The following is a 19,332-nucleotide window of genomic DNA, read 5'->3' on the forward strand; positions in this document are numbered from 1 at the left end:
CAGCGTGAGTGCCCCCTCACGACCAACCACACAACGCTCCGCCACCCGGAGACATGTCATGGCAGAAGCCGACCAGCTCACAACAGACGGCACATTGAAACAACAGGCGACCGAAACGACCGACGGATTCCATCTCGTCATCGATGCGCTGAAACTGAACGACATCAATATCATTTTTGGACTGGTCGACATCCCCATTACCGACCTGGCGCGACTGGCACAAGCCGAAGGAATGCGTTTCATCGGCTTTCGTCATGAACAGCACGCCGGCAACGCGGCAGCCATATCCGGCTACATCACGCAAAAGCCGGGCATCTGCCTGACCGTGTCGGCGCCGGGCTTTCTCAACGGCCTGACCGCCCTCGCCAATGCGACCACTAACTTGTTTCCCGATGATCCTGATCAGCGGCTCGAGCGAACGCGAAATCGTCGATCTGCAGCAAGGCGATTACGAAGAAATGGATCAGTTGAACTCGGCCAAGCCTTACGCGAAGGCTGCATATCGCGTTCTGCATGCGGAGGATGTTGGCATCGGCGTAGCGCGTGCGATCCGCGCGGCGGTGTCGGGCCGACCGGGTGGCGTGTATCTGGATTTACCGGCCAAACTGCTTTCGCAAACGCTGGACGCCGTGAAGGCGCAGCAGTCGCTGATGAAGGTCGTCGACGCCGCACCGCGTCAGCTGCCGGCGCCGGAATCCGTCGAACGTGCGATCGAGGTGCTGAAGAGCGCCAAACGTCCGTTGATCCTGCTGGGCAAGGGCGCGGCGTACGCGCAGGCTGACGCCGAGATCCGCGGCTTCGTCGAGCAAAGCGGCATTCCGTATCTGCCGATGTCGATGGCCAAGGGCCTGCTGCCCGATACACATGAGCAATCAGCGTCAGCGGCGCGCTCGTTCGTGCTCCAGGAAGCCGACGTGGTCCTGTTGATCGGCGCGCGTCTGAACTGGCTGCTCTCGCACGGCAAAGGCAAGACGTGGGGAGCGCAGCCGAAGAGATTCATCCAGGTCGATATCTCGCCGACGGAAATCGACAGCAACGTTGCGATTGCCGCGCCGGTGATCGGCGATATCGGCTCATGCGTGGCGGCGCGTCGCGCCGGCATCGACGCGAGCTTCGGCAAACCGGGCGCCGAGTGGATCGGAGCGATCGCCGAGCGCAAGAACAAGAATCTCGCCAAGATGGCCGCGACGCTCGACAAGAACCCGTCGCCGATGAACTTCCACAGCGCGTTTGAAGACGCGCCCGGAAATCAACGTCGTCAACGAAGGTGCGAATACCCTCGACTACGCGAGCAGCATTATCGACATGTAGAGTTCCACCTGTGAAGCAGGTCCTATTGGAGAAGACATGCGCGACAACCTGATTCCCGTCATCGTGGGCCGGAAATGGCAAATTGCTAAGGGGTACCATGCCCTTGAACTTCGAACAACGTCCAAATCGGCGCTTCCGCCGTTTAACGATGGGTCGTGCGTCACTCTCTGTTTGAACAGCGCTGGCGACAAGCAAAGAATTTATCCTTTGCTCGGTGTTTCGTCCCTGTCCGATGGTTACGTGGTAGGCATGAGACAAGAAGGTGATGGCAGAACGGATAGTCTGCTATCCGAGTTTCCGTTGAATGAACGAGACGAAGTGTTTGTCGGCACCCCCCAAAGCCCGCCGACAATTTTCGACGATCGTGCGCGATCTATCCTTTTTGCTGGCGGAATAGGTGCCGCATCGATCGCGGGAATCGCGAAGCGGCTTGCATCGGCGGGTCAAAGGTTCGAGGTGCACAACTTCGCCCGATCGGCCGACCGCGCAGTTCTTCGAGAAGAATTTGACGCGCTTCGAAGTCACGGTAAGGTCTATCACCATTTCGGCCTGTCCGATGATCTATTCGCGCAGAAGAGTTCCCACGCAATGAGTCCAACTCATGCCAACACACAGGTTTACTGCAGCGGCCCCCCTGCTTTCATGGATCTCATTGAGCGCCAAGCCCGCGAATGGGTGTATGCAGCGAACGTTCATAAAATCGCCCTTGGCGACCAAACGGCATGGTCAGCGGCAGTGCGACAGCACGGTAACTGAGGCGCGCTTTCCGCAGCTGATGCACAATCGCTCGTCGGTCTCGCCCGCTCACGTCTATCTGGGGCTTTGGAATACTCGTGAGACGCTTGGACGGTTCTAGAACCGTGGGGGTTGACATCATGCGCATCTGACCGTTGGCGTTTAGGTTTATTCGATGCCGGCCCTCGAGCACGGGCTCATGAGCGAACGACAACGCGTGCGGGCAGGCGTTGAATAAACCTCGAGGAAGGAAACCGCGGAGTGGTCCGAGGCGGCCAGGGTCTTCGCTATGGCGATTGATCAATCTGGCCGGTCTGTGTTGCGAGTCGACGGCGGGCGATGCAAGCGCCCGGAGCGGGCTGAATGCGGCAATGGAGACAATCCCGCGTGCGATTTTGAGTTCGGAATACGGCCGTGGGACCGTGTATGACACCGAGGGCACAACCGTCCGCTCGTCGGTCGCGCTGACGCAAAGCCGACGGTTGAAACGCAGATCGAAGCGAGGCGCTCATCGCTGGGTTGCCTTTGGTGGTGCGCGAATCGGTACGGTGCGCGTCAGAATATCGATGACGAGCATAGGCGCGCCGCAATGGCGACAGATGAAGGTCGGTCGATCGATGGCGATCGCATTGTACGGTGATGGACAGAGCTTGGGGGCAACGCCGAGCAACGTACGAATCTTCGTCAGGTTTGCGCGGCGCACCGGGTTAGCGAGCAACCCGTAATGGCGGATTCGATGGAAGCCGGCGGGCAACACATGGAGCAGGAAAGCGGCGCATGAATTCGCCAGCCTCCAGCGTCATGGTCTTGTAGCGGGTGCGCCCCTTCTCGCGATAGTCCTTCCAGCGGAAGGTCACGCCGCGCTCATCGAACGCGAGCAGGCGCTGGCTGGAGATGGCCATACGGTGTGTATAGCGTGAGAGATACGCGAGTACCGCTTCGGGTCCCGCAAAGGGACGCTTGGCATACACGACCCACTCGCAGGTGCGCAGCGGCGCAAGCCACCGGGCAAAGACAGCCGGGTCGGCGAGTCCGGCATACTCACCAAAAAACTGCAGCCGGCCACACCGGTGTGCCTGCTCGAGCGCCTCGAGGAAGCGCCTGCGGAACAGGCGTGAGAGCACGCGCACCGGCAGGAAGAAGCCAGGCCGGCAGGCAATCCACCGTTCACCATCGTGGGACAGGCCACCACCGGGGACGATACCGTGTACGTGCGGATGATGCGTGAGCGCCGAGCCCCAGGTGTGCAGCACGAGTGTGGCGCCAATCTGCGCACCGAGATGCCCGGGATCCGCGGCGATGGTACGTAGCGTATCGGCAGCAATGTCGAACAGCAGTCCGTAGATAACCGCCTTGCTGTACCAGGCGATTGCGCCGATCGGCGCGGGCAGCGTGAAGACGACGTGGTAATACTCGACCGGCAGCAGGTCGGCCTGACGTGCCTCGAGCCAGCGGCGTGCGGCACTCCCCTGGCACCTGGGGCAATGGCGGTTGCGGCAGGAGTTGTACGCGATCTCGCTGCGCGCACAGCCGGAACAGCGCAACACGTGTCCCCCCAGCGCCGCGGTGCGGCACTGTTCGATGGCCGACATGACCTTCAGCTGCCCCAGGCTCAGCGACACCGTGCGTCGCCATACCGGTCCCTGGGCGCGGAAGATGTCCGCGACCTCCAGCATCGGTACTGCGTCGCGTTACTCGGAGGGCAGACGCTCCAGTGGGCTGATGACCTCGCGCAGGAGATCGGTAGCGACCTGCACGTAAAGTGCAGTGGTCTCAAGTCTATTGACTGCAGTCAATAGGCTCGAGAGCACCGTACGTTATCTTGGCATCGAGGTCGACGATGCACTGGAGATGGCGGAGCAGACTGAGGTTTAAGCGCAGGCACAGGGCTTCTCCGCCTGCTATCTGCGCGTGCCGAAGCTTAACGAGGAACTGGCGATCGCACACGGTAGCGGCCGCTACGCGCGATGGCTCGCACAACTGGCCAAGACGGATCTCGTGATTCTCGACGATCTGGCGGTGGCACCGCTGACCGATTCGGCGCGGCGTGACCTCCTGGAGGTGCTCGATGACCGCCACGGACACCGATCCACACTGGCGACCAGCCAGATTCCCGTGGACCACTGGCATGAGGCGATCGGCGAACCCACCGTCGCGGACGCAATCCTCGACCGGCTGGTACATAACGCTCATCGCATCACGCTCGCGGGCGAATCGCTGCGCAAGACGCGCAGCCGGTTGACCGCAAAGCCGCAGTCCGAGTAAAAAGGCAAAGGTCCCGCGTCGCTGCGCTCCGTCTGTTCGCGATGGCGTGGAATCCTTGTTCTCTTTGCCGTGGAATCACGATTCACTTTGCCGTGGAATGGCTGTTCTCTTTGCGTGGAATACGCATGCCAGTCGGGGCGATCGGTCACCGTCGAGGCCCGCGGTGGTCAGGCGGTTGCGTGTCGAATGCAACGTCGCAGCCGATCGTGTCGGACCGTCCGGCATGCTTGACTGTCCGCTCAGGATTGGCCTGCGCCATGACGACGCGTGATGTAATCACCGCAAACAGCTAGTATTTTTTTCACGTCGGCTTTGCGATAGTCAAGACGGGTCAGGGCTAGGATCATTTGGATTAAACTGGCTTCATCCTCGAACGGCGGTAATCCGAGAAACTGTTCAGCTACGTCGACCGAAAGCCGCGACAAGTCAGAGCGTTCCCGGGCACCGCAATTGCCGCCGTTAGCGGAGAGCCAAAGCAGTACAGATTCGCAGACATGCGCTGTTTCAAGCCATTGCCCCGTTCTTGCTCGCGCGATGAGTTGGACGACCACCAGATACCCTAGCAGTTCAGTTCGAGCTTCATCGTCCAGATTGTAGTGCAAGAGGTGCATTTCCATCGCGCGGGTTCCTGTCGCGCCCCTTCGATCAAGCCTTCGACAGCCGGACGGAGTTATCAAACCGATAATTTAACCTGCTTTTGCCCTCCACAACAGGAGATCTGGACCCTGATGTAATAAGTTCGCAAAGCATTGTCGCGTTTTGACGGGACTCCTGAGCGGTATCGAAGCCGCCAGGAACCTTGCGCGTGTGGCAGCCTCTGCATGAAAGCGGCATGCTACTCATGTCCGGACCTGTAACCATAGCCCGGTGTGGTCTGGTCGGGATCAGTCACCAGAAAACCCTCCGCCATAGCTGCTCTTCTCTAGCTGCCTCTCCTCTCGGGCAAGGTTTCCGCGAGTACTCGGATTCATTCTCTTTAACGGCAATTATCCATCGTCAGACATCGAGCGGCACAACGTTGTCGGTCGAAGAGAGGCCTCAAGTCATCGCGGCGTCGCTTGAGTGTACCTGCAGAGCCGAGCCACGGCCGCAGCCGTCCGGCTCTGCGCGCGAGATTCGATCGGTGTTCGGACAAAACGGGGGCGAGAATGAAGGACGAGAAAGCCGTTCAGTTGCGATTAAACGAGGAACGGCAGTACCACCGGCAGATTGTGGCCAAACCGCTCAAGCGAGCTAAACGCTTTGGGTGTCTGGTGGCCTTTGCGAAGACACCCGAGTGCAACTTCGTTTATTTAACCGCATACGCGATACGCGCGCTCAGGGCGCGACCGAAATAAAAAATTCATCCAGACGCTTCGCGGAGAACCCAAGGGTCACGCAGCGGGAGGCCTCGATGAATAGCCTGGATCTTGACGTTTGCGCTCCTTGACTTGCCTGTGCACCGAACTATCACTAATTACCGCGGAAGACAGGAGACGGAGATGCCCGCATGGGCTGCTACATCGCCTTCCCTCGCCGGCAGGCTCGCAGCACAATACGTGCGCATGTCTACCGAGTTCCAGCAGTACTCGACGGAAAACCAGAAGCGGGTCATCGCAGAGTTCGCGGCCGTGCAGGGGCTAACTGTCGTAGCGACTTACGAAGACGCCGGTAAGAGCGGTGTGTCGTTAAAAGGGCGACAGGCTCTCGTTCAGCTGCTTCGGGATGTACAGTCGCCTGGCCGTGCCTTCAGCGTTGTACTGGTGTACGACGTTAGTCGGTGGGGACGCTTTCAGGACGTCGACGAGAGCGCGCACTACGAGTACGTCTGCCGACAGGCAGGTGTGCAGGTTGTGTACTGCGCGGAACTGTTTGGCTGGGACGGCAGTCCGGCGGCGGCGTTAATGAAAGCCCTCAAGCGGGCAATGGCGGGCGAATACAGCCGTGAACTCTCCCGAAAGGTTTTTATCGGCCAATGCCGACTTGCCGAGCGAGGCTTCTGGCAGGGAGCAACTCCCGGATATGGACTGCAACGGGTATTGGTCGCGTCGGACGGAACCGTTAAAGGTGCCCTGCGCCCGAGGGAACACAAAAACATCAAGACAGATAGAGTTATCGTGACGCCCGGCGAGGCTCATGAAGTGGCGCTCGTTCTGCGCATCTACGACTGGTACGTACGTCAAGGACTCGGATGCAACAGAATTGCGGAGAGACTGAATGCGTTCGGCATCTGCAACGCGTATGGCCGCCCCTGGAATCCCCAGCTTATTACCAGCATTCTGAGCGGCGAAAAATACATCGGAAATAATCTCTACGCCCGGACGTCAAGTAAACTCGATGCCAACTGGCAAAGGAATCCCGCGTCGGAATGGACCCGTTCGGTGGGCGCTTTTCCGCCTCTCGTCGACCGTGGTACGTTCGAAACAGCCGAGCAGATTCGGACGAACAGGACAAGAAATCTCAGTGATGAGGAGATTCTGGAAAAGCTTCGCGACTTCGTGTGTTCCGCCGAGGTCGTCAGCGCGAGAGAAATCGACCGGACCCCGTCGATGCCGGCAGAAAAGACCTATTGCAGGCGATTCGGCAGCTTGAATATTGCCTATGAGCGCGTCGGATATGAGCCACGTTACTATCGCCCAGGCCCTGAGGCCTTTCATGCGTCTCGAACTGCCTTGCAACGCTGCATTGAAAGGACGACTGATGCGCTGGTGGCACAAGGCCATCGTGTGGAAATCTCCGTGGACGGAACCACCATTCGGATAGAAGACGAACTGGTCGTCAGATTCACCGTTCGCCTGATACTTCAGTACGACCGTCGCAGCCCGCGCTGGCGAGCGCGGTGGCCGACCTACTGCTCCCCCGACCTTCTAGTCGTATTGCGGCTGGACTCCGCACTTGAAACCCCGCTCGACTTTTATGTGTTCCCGCGGGGCAGTCTGGCACCCGGCTACGACTTCTCAATGTCCATCCGAAGCGGAAGTAGCGGGCCTTTCGAGATGTTCCGCTATCCGGACGAAAGCATTCTGCTTGAGCTGGCAGCGCGGTCTCACATGGAGGCATACGATGGAAGGCAATCTTCTGATTCCAATCACAGATATTCCGGTCCAGCAGATTCGGGTGCTGAATCCGCGGACCCGTAGCAAGCGTCAAAAGCAGGCGATGACGGAAAGCATCGCGGCGGTGGGATTGAAAAAGCCCATTACGGTGAGCCGTAGGGCAAGCTCAGACGATATCGCTCAGTTTGACCTGGTTTGCGGTCAGGGACGACTCGAGGCGGTGCAGGCCCTCGGCCATGAGACGATTCCCGCACATGTTGTTGACCGGGCCGAAGATGAGTGTCTCGTCATGTCGCTGGTTGAAAACGTTGCGAGACGAAACCATACTACCCTGGAACTACTCAGGGACATTCAAAGCCTAAGGAAGGCAGGATACTCGGACGGCATTGTCGCGGACAAAGTTGGCCTGTCCGTTGCGTATCTGGAAAACCTGATGTTTCTCCTCGACCACGGCGAAGAACGACTCATAAACGCTGTCGAAGCCGGCACTATGCCCATTGCTATCGCCATGCACATTGCACGCTCCAACGACGCTGAGGTCCAGTCCGCGTTGCTGGAAGCGTATGAGGATGGAACATTAAAGGGCCCCCAGCTCGCAGTTGTCCGCAGGCTGTTGAGCCGACGCATGAGGTCGGGTGGAAAGGCTCCGCCTGTTTTCTCGGGGCCGACCGCTGCCCATCGTCGCGAACTGGCTCCAGACCAACTACGTCGTCTCTATATGCGAGAAAGTGACCGTCAGAGGGTCCTCGCAAAAAAGGTTGAGTTGACCCATGCACGACTGCTATTCATTGTTCATGCGATGCGGCAGTTGATGCGCGACGAAGGATTCATCAAGCTGCTGGAGCAAGAGGGCCTCACGAGTCTTCCCCGAGTTCTGGACCAACGTATTCGCGCCGGGGGGCAGTCATGAACAAGCTGCCAGCGAAACCCCTGAAGGTCGCATTTGAGAGCCAGCCGGTCGTGCTACAGCTGAACGCGCTCGAGTCGTCAAGGCCGCTCCCGCACACCGCTACGTCGAGCATAAAATTCCTGCAGATTCTCGCCTCCGTCGCGACTGTTGGTCTCGTTGAACCCCTGATTGTGGTGCGAGTCGAAGATACCGACGACAGATTTCGCATCCTCGATGGGAGACTGCGGATAGAGGCTCTGCGCCGCCTGGGGATGAACGAAGCCTTGTGCCTCATTGCGACAGACGATGAGGCGTACACATACAACAAACACATCAGCCGGCTGACATCGGCGCAGGACGCACGCATGATTGCAAAGGCAATCGAGCGCGGTGTACCACGCGAACGGATAGCGTCAGTACTAGGCATTGAGGTCAATACCGTGAAGCGCAGGGCAAGCCTTCTTGATGGAATATCGGATGGGGCCGCTGCGCTACTTGCGGACAAGGCCTGTCCAGCGACAACCTTCAAGGCGCTGAAGTTGATGAAGCCGCCGCGGCAAATGGAGGCCGTCGAACTTATGTGCGGGCAGGGAAACTTCACGTCGGCCTTTGCGCGAGCAATTGTCGCCGCCACTCCGTCGGAGCAGCTCGAGTGCGGAGCTGGCGTTCGTGGGAAACGGGGCAAGGAAATCGCAGAGCAGCTCGTCCGTCTTGAGCGTGAACTGGCTACGCTTCAGACGACCGTGGCACAAACCGACGAACGATATGGCATTGAGCACCTACATCTCACCGTTTCCGCTGCTTACGTTGCCACGCTCCTCAGGAACGAGCGTCTTGCCCGTTGGTTAAAGGACCATCATCCTGACTTTGCGACGCAATTTGAGACCATCAGCCAGGAAGCGAGGGATGCACGGTCTGCATCGGATTCTAGCGGGCCAAGGTCAAAGAATTTTCGTCGGATCGGGGAAAAGCTGCCCAGCACTGCGTCACCTGGATAACGTGCTTCGCGCAGCAACGTCGTCGTCGGCATTTACCGGTTGATGCGTCCACGGAATGCTGCATCGCAAAAGCCCCGCAATCGTGAACCGTAAAATCGGGGGCCCAATTCGACCCCACAGTCGCCGGTCGCGCAGTCGAGCATCCAACGGCAGTTAAGGAAGGTCTGCAAAACCCGCATTTGAAGCGTTGCCTTTCACATTGAGCGCAGCCTCGGCGTTCAGATCTGTGTTGATGCGTGGATTGCAGGATTTTTCCGTGCGCCGGAGCGTTCCAGCCAGACATATGGCCGTCATTGGCCCGCTGTTTCAAGCTTTGCGCAAAGCTCTACGCGCCATCCATAAATTGCCCAAAGCAAACAGCGTAGTGATCTGGGCAGTGTTCTTCATCAAACCGCGATAGCGGGTCTTCATGTAACCGAATTGCCGCTTGAGGATACGAAACGGGTGTTCGACCTTGGCCCGAATACCCGCTTTCAGGCGTTCGATCTGATCGTAGATCGCGTCCAATGAATCACTCAGATCCAGTTTCCTGCGCTTTGCCGGTCGCATTGCAACATGCCACCGAACCGCGTCAGTCTCACAACGCTGTTCGATCCCCTGATATCCGGCGTCCGCGTACACATCCGTTTCTTCACCATGCAGCAGCGCCTGGGCTACGGTGATGTCGTGAACGTTGGCCGCGGTCCCAACGACCGTATGGACCAGGCCCGAGTCGGCGTCCACGCCGATATGCATTTTCATCCCGAAGTACCAGTTGCCACCTTTCTGCGTGGATTGCATTTCCGGATCGCGCGTTTTGGAGTCGTTCTTTGTCGAACTGGGTGCGGCAATCAGGGTGGCGTCGACTGCCGACCCGGCCTTAAGCATCAGGCCTTGCGCCGTCAGGATTTCATTGACCAGCGCCAGCATTTGCATCGCCAGCCCGTGCGTTTCCAGCAGATGGCGGAACCGGAGAATTGTGCTTTCATCCGGCAAGCGGACCATCTCGCCGTCGAGAATCGAGCGCGTTCAACGTGCGCGGCGAGCCTGTCAACTTATCCACAGCTGCTCCATTGCCGAGCAGCGTGTAAGCGGCAGCGGTCGTCGTTGCAGAGTCGCCGTCGAGATCAAAGTGTTGTCCATCGGGATCGATCGTAAGCCGTGCGATAACCGGGAACGGGTTGGCATTCGGTCCGGGCGGCGTGGCATTGTGCGCAGCGGTCTTGAATTCGCCCGACAGCGTCACATACACGCTGCCGTTCACCATGACCATATCGTCCAGACCGCCGGTGCCGTCGCTCCCTCCCGATTGCGGCATGAGCGTCTTGTAGCGGCTGGTACCTGCCGCCAAGTCGCGACGAACCGGTTGTCAATGTTGCGGGCGCAAGGTCTGCACGAGATCAGCTTCGTACGCCACAATCACGTCGCAGCCCGCACGGAACACCGACCTCCGCCCGGGAGTGTACATAAATGAATGCCGTAAAACATATGAATACATCGCCGCCGTGCAGAATGTCAACCTTCTGCGGAGACGACTGGATGCCGACACAGACGGTGCCATGGCGCGGCGCTGCGCTGCGTCTGGCACACGTTGCTGATAGGCGTTGCCGTCCCTCCGGATACCTTGTAGTAAAAAACGAATTTGGCGACCGGCAATCCGGTTCACGTGGCACTTCGGCCACCGTCGATGACGTAGGCCCCGCCAGTTACGAAGGATGCCTCGTCGGACCCCAGAAACAAGGCGAAGCTGGCCACCTCTTCCGGCGTACCCATGCGGCCCAAGGGGATACGCGACTGCAGCAACTCCCGGACGTCCGGATGCGCATCTCGCACCATATCGGTTTCGATCACACCGGGGCACAGCGCGTTGACGCGGATATGGTCCTTCACGTATTCCAACGCAGCCGTGCGTGTCAGCATCAGCATCGCGCCATTTGAGGTGATATAAGCCGAAGAACGGGGCGATCCCCGGAAGCTGCCCATGGAAGCAATGTTGACGATGGAGCCGCCCCCGCTAGCCAGCATCAACGGAATGGCGTATTTCAGAACGAGGAAGGCACCGCGTACATTGACTGCGATGGTCTGGTCCCAACTCTCGACTGGTACTTCGTGTATCCGCAGAGGGTTTGGATCTGCCCTACCGGCGTTATTGACGAGAACATCGAGTCTTCCGTAACGTGCGCGGCAGTGTTCGACCATCGCCTGCACAGCCTCCGGCTGTGAGACATCGCCTCTGTAAAACTCCACCCGGCTATCGACCTCTGCGACATCTTTACCAGCATCACTAACAGATACAGCGATGACCTTCGCTCCCTCCGCGGCAAAGCGCAATGCAATGGCCCCGCCCCAATCCACGACCGCCACCAGTCACAATGCAGACCTTGTCTTTCAATCGATCGCTCATCAAATCCTCCCTGCTTATAAGAGACATGCTAGAGCGGCGAGCCCTTGTGCACATCCAGAAAGCCCATCGTGTGCAGCTTGTCGAAGATCCTTTCCACAGCCGCCTCGGCAGATATCTTCGTGGTGTCGACGCGAATCTCCGGGTTTTCCGGCGATTCGTACGGTGAATCGATACCCGTGAAGTTCTTTAATTCGCCACGTCGCGCTTTCTTGTACAGCCCCTTCGGATCCCTCTGCTCGGCAACATCCAGCGGCGTGTCGACAAACACCTCGATGAACTCGCCCGCCTCCATCAGATCGCGCGCCATCGCCCGCTCTGCGCGGAACGGTGAAATGAAGGCCGTAATCACGATCACGCCCGCATCGGCCATCAACCTGGCGACCTCGGCGACGCGACGGATGTTCTCCACGCGATCTTCCGCGGTAAATCCAAGGTCCTTGTTCAACCCGTGACGCACATTGTCGCCATCGAGCAGATACGTGCGTTTTCCCATCGCGTGCAGGCGCTTCTCCAGCAGATTCGCTATGGTCGACTTCCCTGCTCCTGAAAGGCCGGTCAGCCACACGACACCACTCTGATGCCCATTCAGCACGCGGCGCGCCCGCTTGTCGACTTCAAGCGTCTGCCAGTGAATATTGCTCGACCGCCGCAATGCGAAGCGCAGCATGCCTGCCCCGACCGTGTTGTTGCTCATCCGGTCGATCAGGATAAAGCCGCCCGTTTCGCGGTTCTCCTCGTAAGGGTCGAACGCAATCGGCCGGTCCAGTTCGAGTTCGGCGACACCGATCTCGTTCAACGTCAACGTCTCGCCCGGCACGTGTTCGAGCGTATTGACGTTGACCTTGTACTTGAGCGGAAGCACCGTCGCCGTCACGGTCCGCGCGCCGATCTTCATCAGATAGCTGCGTCCACGCAGCATTGGCTGGTCGTTCATCCACACGATGGTCGCGTCGAACTGATCGGCAGTCTGTGCGAGCGAATCCGCTGCCGATATCAAATCGCCGCGCGAAACGTCCACCTCATCCGAGAGCGTGAGCGTCACGGATTGCTCCGCAACAGCCTCGTCGAGATCGCCATCCGCCGTAACGATCCGTGCCACGGTACTCTCCCGTCCTGATGGCTGTACCTGGATACGCTCCCCTACACGCACGATCCCTGATGCAATCGTCCCGGCGAAGCCACGAAAATCAAGGTTGGGACGGTTGACCCATTGCACGGGGAAGCGCAACGGCTGTCCCTGCAGACGTGCTTCGTCGATCTCGACTGTCTCCAGATGATGCATCAGGGCAGGACCGTCGTACCACAGGGTCTTCGCGCTCTTCTCCACGATGTTGTCGCCGTTCACACCCGAGATCGGGATAACAGTCACATGTGGAATGCCGATCTTCTGCGCGAATTCACGATACTCGCGTGAAATCTCGGCGAATCTTTCGCGCGAGTAATCGACCAGGTCCATCTTGTTGATCGCGAGCACCACGTTGCGGATGCCGATCAGCGATACGAGGTAACTGTGTCTGCGCGTCTGCTGCAGCATGCCTTTACGCGCGTCGATCAGGATGATGGCCAGATCCGCTGTCGATGCGCCCGTGATCATGTTACGGGTGTACTGTTCGTGTCCCGGCGTATCGGCAACGATGAACTTGCGGCGGTCAGTCGAGAAGAACCGGTAAGCGACATCGATGGTGATGCCCTGCTCCCGCTCGGCGGCAAGACCGTCGAGCAGCAATGCGTAATCGATCTCCCCGTCACGCGTGCCCACCTTTTTCGAGTCCGCTTCGAGCGCCGCGAGCTGGTCTTCGAAGAGCATCTTCGATTCGTACAGCAACCGCCCGATCAGCGTACTCTTGCCGTCGTCGACACCGCCACAGGTAATAAAGCGCAGGAGGCTTTTCGTTTCGTGCTGCTTGAGGTATCGCTCGATATCGGTGGCGATGAGGTCAGAAACGTGTGCCATTAGAAGTACCCCTCCTGCTTCTTCCTTTCCATGGAAGCAGCGCTGTCGTGATCGATCATGCGGCCCTGACGCTCGGATGTCGTCGTCAGCAGCATCTCCTGAATAATCTCGGGCAGCGTGGTCGCCGCGGATTCCACAGCGCCTGTGAGCGGATAACAGCCGAGCGTGCGGAATCGCACCATCTTTTCCATCGGCTGCTCTCCCGGTTTAAGCGGCATACGTTCGTCGTCGACCATCACGAGCGTACCGTCCCGATCCACCACCGGGCGTTTTGCGGAGAAGTACAGCGGCACAATCGGAATATTCTCGAGATAGATGTACTGCCAGATGTCGAGTTCGGTCCAGTTCGAGATCGGAAACACGCGAATCGATTCGCCTTTGTTTTTGCGTGCGTTAAACAGACGCCATAATTCGGGACGCTGGTTCTTTGGATCCCAATGGTGCGTCGCGGTTCGAAACGAAAAAATGCGCTCCTTGGCGCGCGACTTCTCTTCGTCGCGTCGCGCGCCACCAAAGGCGGCATCGAAGCCGTATTTGTCGAGCGCCTGCTTCAGGCCCTGGGTCTTCCACATGTCGGTATGGACTTGCGAGCCATGATCGAACGGGTTGATTCCCAGTTCCTTCGCTTCGGGGTTCTGGTGCACGATCAGTTCCATTCCCGTCTCACGGGCCATACGGTCGCGCATCGCATACATGTCGCGAAACTTCCAGGTGGTGTCCACGTGCAGCAATGGAAATGGCGGCGGCGCCGGATAGAACGCCTTTTTCGCGAGATGGAGCATGCAGGCGCTGTCCTTGCCGATCGAGTACAGCATCACGGGGCGCTCGGCTTCTGCGACCACCTCCCTCATGATATGAATGCTTTCGGCTTCGAGCCGCCGCAGGTGAGTCAGGGTAGTCATGGCGAATCCTTGGGTAACAGCGACTTATCGTAAAGCCGCGATGGCGGCCAGCAACGGCTCGGAAATTTCGGGGCGGCACACCAGGAGATCCGGCATCGAAACGTCCGCGCAGTTGTAGGCACATGCGCTTCCATCGATGCGGCTCGCATGGAGGCCAGCCGCAAGAGCGACGCCCACGGGTGCACACGAATCCCACTCGTACTGACCGCCGGCATGGAGATAGGCATGGGCCTCGCCGCGCAGGACTGCCATTGCCTTGGCGCCCGCCGAGCCCATTGGCACGAGTTCGGCATTGAGGTGCTCGGCCACCTTGAACGCCACGTCAGGCGCGCGAGTTCGGCTCACGAGAATCTTCAGGCGACCGGGCGGCGCTTCGGGCAACGCCGGCGGGGCCGCCGTACCGAGCGTCACGCCCAAGGCGGGCAAGGCGACCGCGCACGCGACAGGCTTGCCGCCGATGGTCAGTGCGACATGCACCGCCCAGTCGTCGCGTCCCTCGGCGTGCTCGCCAAACTCCCGAGTACCGTCGAGCGGATCGATGATCCAGACGCGGTTGAGGCACAGGCGCTTCGGGTCAGGAGCGGCCTCTTCGGTGAGAAAACCGTCATCGGGTCTCGCATGCGCGAGCAAGCGCGTAATCAGTTCGTTTGCCGTGGCGTCGCCCACTATCCCCAACGGCTTGCCCGCCAGCACAGCCGACGCGCGTATCGCATTCAACACGCTTCCCGCCGCCGTTGCCACGTCTGCTGCGAGCTGGTGGTCGTCGTGCTGCAATGCAATCGAATTTGCCACGTTCACTGTCTGCCTCCATTGCGCGGCAGCTGCTCCAAGCCAGCAAGCCCTGCGGGCGTGTACCAGATATGCTCTAAATAGTGCCCCAACGTGGCACGATGGTCCGTGTAGAAATAGCGGGCAGCCCCGGGCATCTGGCCATCCAGGACGATCGGCATACCCTGCGCGGCGAGTTCCTCGCGTTGCCTGTTGAACTCGGCTTCGGTGGCGATCAGTTGCGCGATGTGGTGATGGCGAATCGCAAATTCCGATGCTGGCAACGCGTCGCGGTAAATGTGATCGTCGCCCGAGAGCGGCTGGATCAATTCGAGTTGCGTCGCGCCGACAAACGCAAGTGCGATATTCAAGGTGCAGGTCCGTCCGGGCATCGACTCGATTTCGATGGCCGGCAGCCTCGCCCATTCCGGAACGTTGTGTTCGCGGTCGAAATAGGCAATCGCCTGGTCGATGTCCGAAGTCACGTAGGCGATCTGCAGCAGGCCCGCAAACGGAGAAAGCGTCGGTGTCATGTTCAGTGCAGTCCGTAGGTGGTGATGTAGCGGGAGAAGCGTTCCTTGATGGCTTCTGGCGCGATGCCGAACTCGTCCAGTGCGTAGCTGTGGGTGCCGTGTGAGCGCTCCGGATTGTCCTTGATGCGTTGATGCATCACGTTCTCCGTGTCCGGGGTCAGCGTGAAGCCGAAGTGCCCGTATATGTGCCTCACGGTGCCAAGCGGATCGGCGTAAAAGTCCTTTTGGCGGATATCCAGAAAGCGCGTCGGCGGCATTCTGGTGCGCGCCTGCATCGCGGCCTCAGTCGCACGCGCCCAGTTCTCGACTTCACGCCGGCCGATCTCGTGCAGGTCGACATGTTCGCCCTCGGAGACGCGGCGAGCCATCGTCAACACGCTAGCTAACGAAGGCAGCGCCTGAACCGGATCGCGATGGGTCTGCACGACGCAGGCATCGGGGAAGACTTCAAAGAGCGCCGGCAATTGCATGATGTGTCCGGGATTCTTTAGCAGCCACGTCTTTTCAGTGTCGTGCGCCCCAATCAGACTGATTGCCTTGGCGAGGTACCGGTAAGTACTCAGCTCGCTCTGTTCGAGCCACCACCGGTCGTATTGGGGCACGCGCAATGACGAGCCCCACAGGTTGCTGCAAAAGCCCTGCTTCAGTATTTCAAGGCATTCGTCGACTTCGTCGGCCACGATGTTGTGTGCCGCACGCATATCCGGCGCTGCCTTGAAGAAGGCCTCCAGACCATCGGCTGTCGCCTTGAACCGCGCATTGTCGCTCCATGTGTCGCGCGGCGGCCTCGGCTGTGGAAAGACAGTCAGCCATTTCTCCAGCCCCTGAAACTGCGGGTCCACCGACAAGAGCTTGTGCAATGCCGTCGTGCCCGTCCGCGGTATGCCGGTAATGATGAGGGGCCGCCGGGGAGCCGGTTGCAAGCTATCGCGATGCGTACGCAGGCCGTCAAGTAACGTCAATCGCGATGCCAGCGCACCGATAATCGCATTCCACACAAACTCCCGCCCGCCGGGCGCGAAACGCGGCCCGTCTTCGTCGAGAGCGATCAGAAGCTGCGACAGCCCAGGCAGATATTCAGTACTTTCCCCGAAATCGCTCAATCCAGCAGCGGAGCTGGCGGCGCAGTGAAGCGCATCTTCTGTTCCCGTAAACCTTCCAGGCAACGACATTTACTGTCTCCTTTGAATTCTTCGGCGAGACCATCCCGCATCGCAAGGATTGCCACTCTGCGATTGCGGCCTTTCAATCGAAGCGCTCACCATCGCCGCCTCAATTGCGCACCGACCCGACGTTCGCTCAGGCGTTTCGCTCGCTCCGTATCGCTGACGGCAGGTGTCGCGGCGGGAAGGTGCTGACGCACTTCGGACAGGCGCACACGCTTGAGTGTCGGCACCGGCTCCGAACTGCACGCGTACCATCTGCCGATCGCGGTGCCGCGATTGCGTCCGCATGTGTCCAGCCAGTTCGGGACCCCGGGGTCACTGTGGGCGATTACCGCTCGAAAGCGTCCGTCTTCGTCGATGTGCGCCTGATGACCGTTGAGGCTGCTCTGGTGGTCGACGAAGTCGAGTGTGTTGAACAGTGCGTCGTTGAGCTGCACGTTCCAGTAGCGCCGTTTCTCGGGTAGATCGGTCTCGAGTATCAATGCCTCGTCAGGACTGAAATCGAAGATCGCTTGCCAGTACGCCTGCTTGACCAATCCGCCGCCGAAGGCAAAGAACTCGAATTCGTTGACTTTGGTGCGTGATCGAAGCTGCTGCATGTGAACCAGCCAGCGACGCGACAACCGCCCTGCATAGTCCATGACCTCGCCGGTACGCCGCGCAATTTCTTCATACCCCAGTAGCGGCTTGACCAACGGAGCATCGAGGCACTCGATAGCGATTCGCGCGTCACGCTCCACACCCCATACATACGAACGCTGGCGCAACATTGCGAAGTCGGCGTCCCGATGCAGCGGCAGCCAGTTTCCCCCGTAGCCGGCGGGGCGCTGCGCGCTCAGCAGCACTTCGAAACAGCCGTCACTACTGATCTTCAGATCGTCGAGATCGAACTGACCGAGCGGCGGATGAACCTGATCGGTGGTACCCATGATTCCACGACCGATATCGAGCGTAAGCAGATGCACGCTGCCGCGCTCGCCCGTCAACCGGTATCGCAAGTCACCACGCAAAGGCGCAATGAAGTAGGTGTCATCCGGGTTCGGTTGCAGCATGAACACCGAGTTCAGGAACGGCAGCCAGTCGGGATGCTCCGGAGTGGACTGAAAGTAGATGAAGTAGGCCAGCGACAGATTCATCTGGAACTGGCGATATAGATCCGCCCGCGTTTGCGGATCACGCGGCGTTTCCGTCAACTCCAGCAATGCTTCTGCCGGCGCAAGCTGCGCGAGGTAGTCCTTCCAGGATTTCAGCTGAGCCATGGATTCACCATGACCTTGCATTGGGTCGAGCGGTTACGCAGAGCCTCGAATGCGTCAGGCAATGCGCGTAGCGAGACGCGATCGGTGATCATCAAGCGTGGCTCCACGTGACCGGCATCGAAAACATTCGCGACGTGTGTGAATTCCTGCAAGCTGTACGTTACGGCGAACTGGAGCCGGATTTCCTTCCATACGGCCGCCGCTGGAACGAACTGGTCGGGCACAGTACAGAAGCCGAGCACCACCACATCGCCTTGCGGCTTGACGCAATGAATCGCCTGCGCGATCAGGTCCTTCTGCCCGGCGCATTCGAACACGATGTCTGGTGGGCCTTCGAGCGCGTCAGCGGCCAGTGCCGCCAGATCCTGTCCCGCCTCCGGGACAACAAACGCATCAGCACCCATGTGCCGTGCCAGCGATTCGCGGCGCCGTGAGGAAGCAGTCGCTACGATGCGCCCGGCACCCACGCGTCGCGCCCAGAAAATTGCGGCAAGTCCGACGGGACCTGCGCCAATCACGAGCACTCGCGCGCCCGGCGTCAGTTTCCCGAGAGCGACGCCGTGCAAGCCGACCGCCATCGGCTCGATTAACGCGCCGTCTTCCATGCTCAACGTCTTAGGGAGCTTCGTTGTGACGCGCTCGGCGACCACCGCGTATTCCGCGAAGCCCGCCGCCACTCCCTTGAAATCCGCGCAAAAGTTGGGCTTTCCGGCGAGACAGGTCGCGCAGCACCCACATCCCGTGAATGGAAGCGCCGTGACTGGATCGCCGACCTTCAGTCGCTCGACGCCCTTTCCTACGGCAACCACCTCGCCGGCGAACTCATGCCCCAAGGTCGAGTTTTCCGGCAGCGTGAAATGCGGTGCATGTCCGTCCGTCATGTGAAGATCCGAGCCGCAAATCCCACAGCGGTGGATCTTGAGTACGACCTCTCCGGAACCTGGGGCGGGATCATCCACGCTCCTGACCTCCAACGGCAAACCAACTCGCTTGAAATAAGCCGCTCTCATCGCTCGGATCTCCGTTTAGCGTGAATGTCCAGTTCGCATCGATCATCTGGAAACTACTTTACCGGGAAAGTATATTGATGCCACTGGGGGTTTATACTGAGATGTCGTACGAAGTGGATTGCCG

At 59.4% G+C, this 19,332-nt stretch carries 15 protein-coding genes and 5 pseudogenes; 7 read left to right on the forward strand and 13 right to left on the reverse strand.

The window, feature by feature from the left end:
- Positions 1-16 precede the first annotated feature (16 nt).
- Positions 17-256 (reverse strand): hypothetical protein, encoded by a 240-nt coding sequence (locus OKW41_RS01160; protein WP_429571435.1) that lies wholly within the window; start codon positions 254-256, stop codon positions 17-19.
- Here OKW41_RS01160 and oxc point away from each other — a divergent pair.
- Together oxc and OKW41_RS01170 are read left to right on the forward strand one after the other, a co-directional pair.
- A pseudogene (gene oxc, locus OKW41_RS01165) lies at positions 149-1,308 on the forward strand (oxalyl-CoA decarboxylase); the annotation flags it as partial. The gene OKW41_RS01160 and the pseudogene oxc overlap by 108 nt on opposite strands.
- A 39-nt stretch (positions 1,309-1,347) precedes the next feature.
- Positions 1,348-2,067 carry an oxidoreductase gene (locus tag OKW41_RS01170; RefSeq protein WP_429571252.1) on the forward strand — a complete coding sequence of 240 codons (720 nt, stop codon included), beginning with the start codon at positions 1,348-1,350 and terminating at the stop codon, positions 2,065-2,067.
- Positions 2,068-2,554: 487 nt separating this feature from the next.
- Here OKW41_RS01170 and OKW41_RS01175 read toward each other — a convergent pair.
- Positions 2,555-3,722: pseudogene (locus tag OKW41_RS01175) on the reverse strand (IS91 family transposase).
- A gap of 121 nt (positions 3,723-3,843) precedes the next feature.
- Here OKW41_RS01175 and OKW41_RS01180 point away from each other — a divergent pair.
- Positions 3,844-3,921 (forward strand): annotated as a pseudogene (locus OKW41_RS01180) (integrase); the annotation flags it as partial.
- 9 nt (positions 3,922-3,930) lie between these two features.
- Positions 3,931-4,311, forward strand: a pseudogene (locus OKW41_RS01185) (ATP-binding protein); the annotation flags it as partial.
- 239 nt (positions 4,312-4,550) lie between these two features.
- Here OKW41_RS01185 and OKW41_RS01190 read toward each other — a convergent pair.
- Positions 4,551-4,928: a hypothetical protein gene (locus tag OKW41_RS01190; RefSeq protein WP_429571253.1), complete on the reverse strand. Its 378-nt coding sequence runs from the start codon at positions 4,926-4,928 to the stop codon at positions 4,551-4,553.
- An 864-nt stretch (positions 4,929-5,792) separates the two neighbouring features.
- Here OKW41_RS01190 and OKW41_RS01195 point away from each other — a divergent pair.
- The 3 genes from OKW41_RS01195 to OKW41_RS01205 are packed head-to-tail and all read left to right on the forward strand — an operon-like array spanning position 5,793 to position 9,233.
- Positions 5,793-7,430 (forward strand): recombinase family protein, encoded by a 1,638-nt coding sequence (locus tag OKW41_RS01195; protein WP_429571254.1) that lies wholly within the window; start codon positions 5,793-5,795, stop codon positions 7,428-7,430.
- Positions 7,354-8,256, forward strand: coding sequence for a plasmid partitioning protein RepB C-terminal domain-containing protein (locus OKW41_RS01200; RefSeq protein WP_429571255.1), 903 nt, complete (start codon positions 7,354-7,356; stop codon positions 8,254-8,256). Before OKW41_RS01195 ends, OKW41_RS01200 begins: the two co-directional genes overlap by 77 nt.
- Complete coding sequence (locus tag OKW41_RS01205; RefSeq protein ID WP_429571256.1) at positions 8,253-9,233, forward strand: plasmid partitioning protein RepB C-terminal domain-containing protein; 981 nt, start codon at positions 8,253-8,255, stop codon at positions 9,231-9,233. Before OKW41_RS01200 ends, OKW41_RS01205 begins: the two co-directional genes overlap by 4 nt.
- A 306-nt stretch (positions 9,234-9,539) precedes the next feature.
- Here OKW41_RS01205 and OKW41_RS01210 read toward each other — a convergent pair.
- The 10 genes and pseudogenes from OKW41_RS01210 to OKW41_RS01255 all read right to left on the reverse strand — a co-directional run.
- A pseudogene (locus OKW41_RS01210) lies at positions 9,540-10,211 on the reverse strand (IS5 family transposase); the annotation flags it as partial.
- Positions 10,198-10,563, reverse strand: a complete 366-nt coding sequence (locus OKW41_RS01215) for a hypothetical protein (RefSeq protein WP_429571257.1) — start codon at positions 10,561-10,563, stop codon at positions 10,198-10,200. The gene OKW41_RS01215 and the pseudogene OKW41_RS01210, both read right to left, overlap by 14 nt.
- A gap of 311 nt (positions 10,564-10,874) precedes the next feature.
- A complete protein-coding gene (locus OKW41_RS01220) occupies positions 10,875-11,576 on the reverse strand; it encodes an SDR family NAD(P)-dependent oxidoreductase (RefSeq protein WP_429571258.1) in 702 nt (233 codons plus the stop codon).
- A 68-nt stretch (positions 11,577-11,644) separates the two neighbouring features.
- A complete protein-coding gene (gene cysN, locus OKW41_RS01225; RefSeq protein ID WP_429571259.1) occupies positions 11,645-13,570 on the reverse strand; it encodes a sulfate adenylyltransferase subunit CysN in 1,926 nt (641 codons plus the stop codon).
- On the reverse strand, positions 13,570-14,472 hold the full coding sequence (gene cysD / locus OKW41_RS01230; protein ID WP_429571260.1) for a sulfate adenylyltransferase subunit CysD: 903 nt from the start codon (positions 14,470-14,472) through the stop codon (positions 13,570-13,572). Before cysD ends, cysN begins: the two co-directional genes overlap by 1 nt.
- 24 nt (positions 14,473-14,496) lie before the next feature.
- Positions 14,497-15,270 carry a 3'(2'),5'-bisphosphate nucleotidase CysQ gene (locus tag OKW41_RS01235; RefSeq protein WP_429571261.1) on the reverse strand — a complete coding sequence of 258 codons (774 nt, stop codon included), beginning with the start codon at positions 15,268-15,270 and terminating at the stop codon, positions 14,497-14,499.
- On the reverse strand, positions 15,267-15,773 hold the full coding sequence (locus tag OKW41_RS01240; RefSeq protein ID WP_429571262.1) for a VOC family protein: 507 nt from the start codon (positions 15,771-15,773) through the stop codon (positions 15,267-15,269). The genes OKW41_RS01235 and OKW41_RS01240 overlap by 4 nt, the downstream gene beginning before the upstream one ends.
- Positions 15,774-15,775: 2 nt before the next feature.
- Positions 15,776-16,945 carry a sulfotransferase family protein gene (locus tag OKW41_RS01245; RefSeq protein WP_429571263.1) on the reverse strand — a complete coding sequence of 390 codons (1,170 nt, stop codon included), beginning with the start codon at positions 16,943-16,945 and terminating at the stop codon, positions 15,776-15,778.
- An 86-nt stretch (positions 16,946-17,031) separates the two neighbouring features.
- Positions 17,032-18,198: a DUF1214 domain-containing protein gene (locus OKW41_RS01250; protein ID WP_429571264.1), complete on the reverse strand. Its 1,167-nt coding sequence runs from the start codon at positions 18,196-18,198 to the stop codon at positions 17,032-17,034.
- Positions 18,186-19,208 carry an alcohol dehydrogenase catalytic domain-containing protein gene (locus OKW41_RS01255; RefSeq protein ID WP_429571265.1) on the reverse strand — a complete coding sequence of 341 codons (1,023 nt, stop codon included), beginning with the start codon at positions 19,206-19,208 and terminating at the stop codon, positions 18,186-18,188. The genes OKW41_RS01250 and OKW41_RS01255 overlap by 13 nt, the downstream gene beginning before the upstream one ends.
- Positions 19,209-19,332 lie beyond the last annotated feature (124 nt).

Source organism: Paraburkholderia sp. UCT70 (genome assembly GCF_050434085.1).
Lineage (GTDB): Bacteria > Pseudomonadota > Gammaproteobacteria > Burkholderiales > Burkholderiaceae > Paraburkholderia > Paraburkholderia tuberum.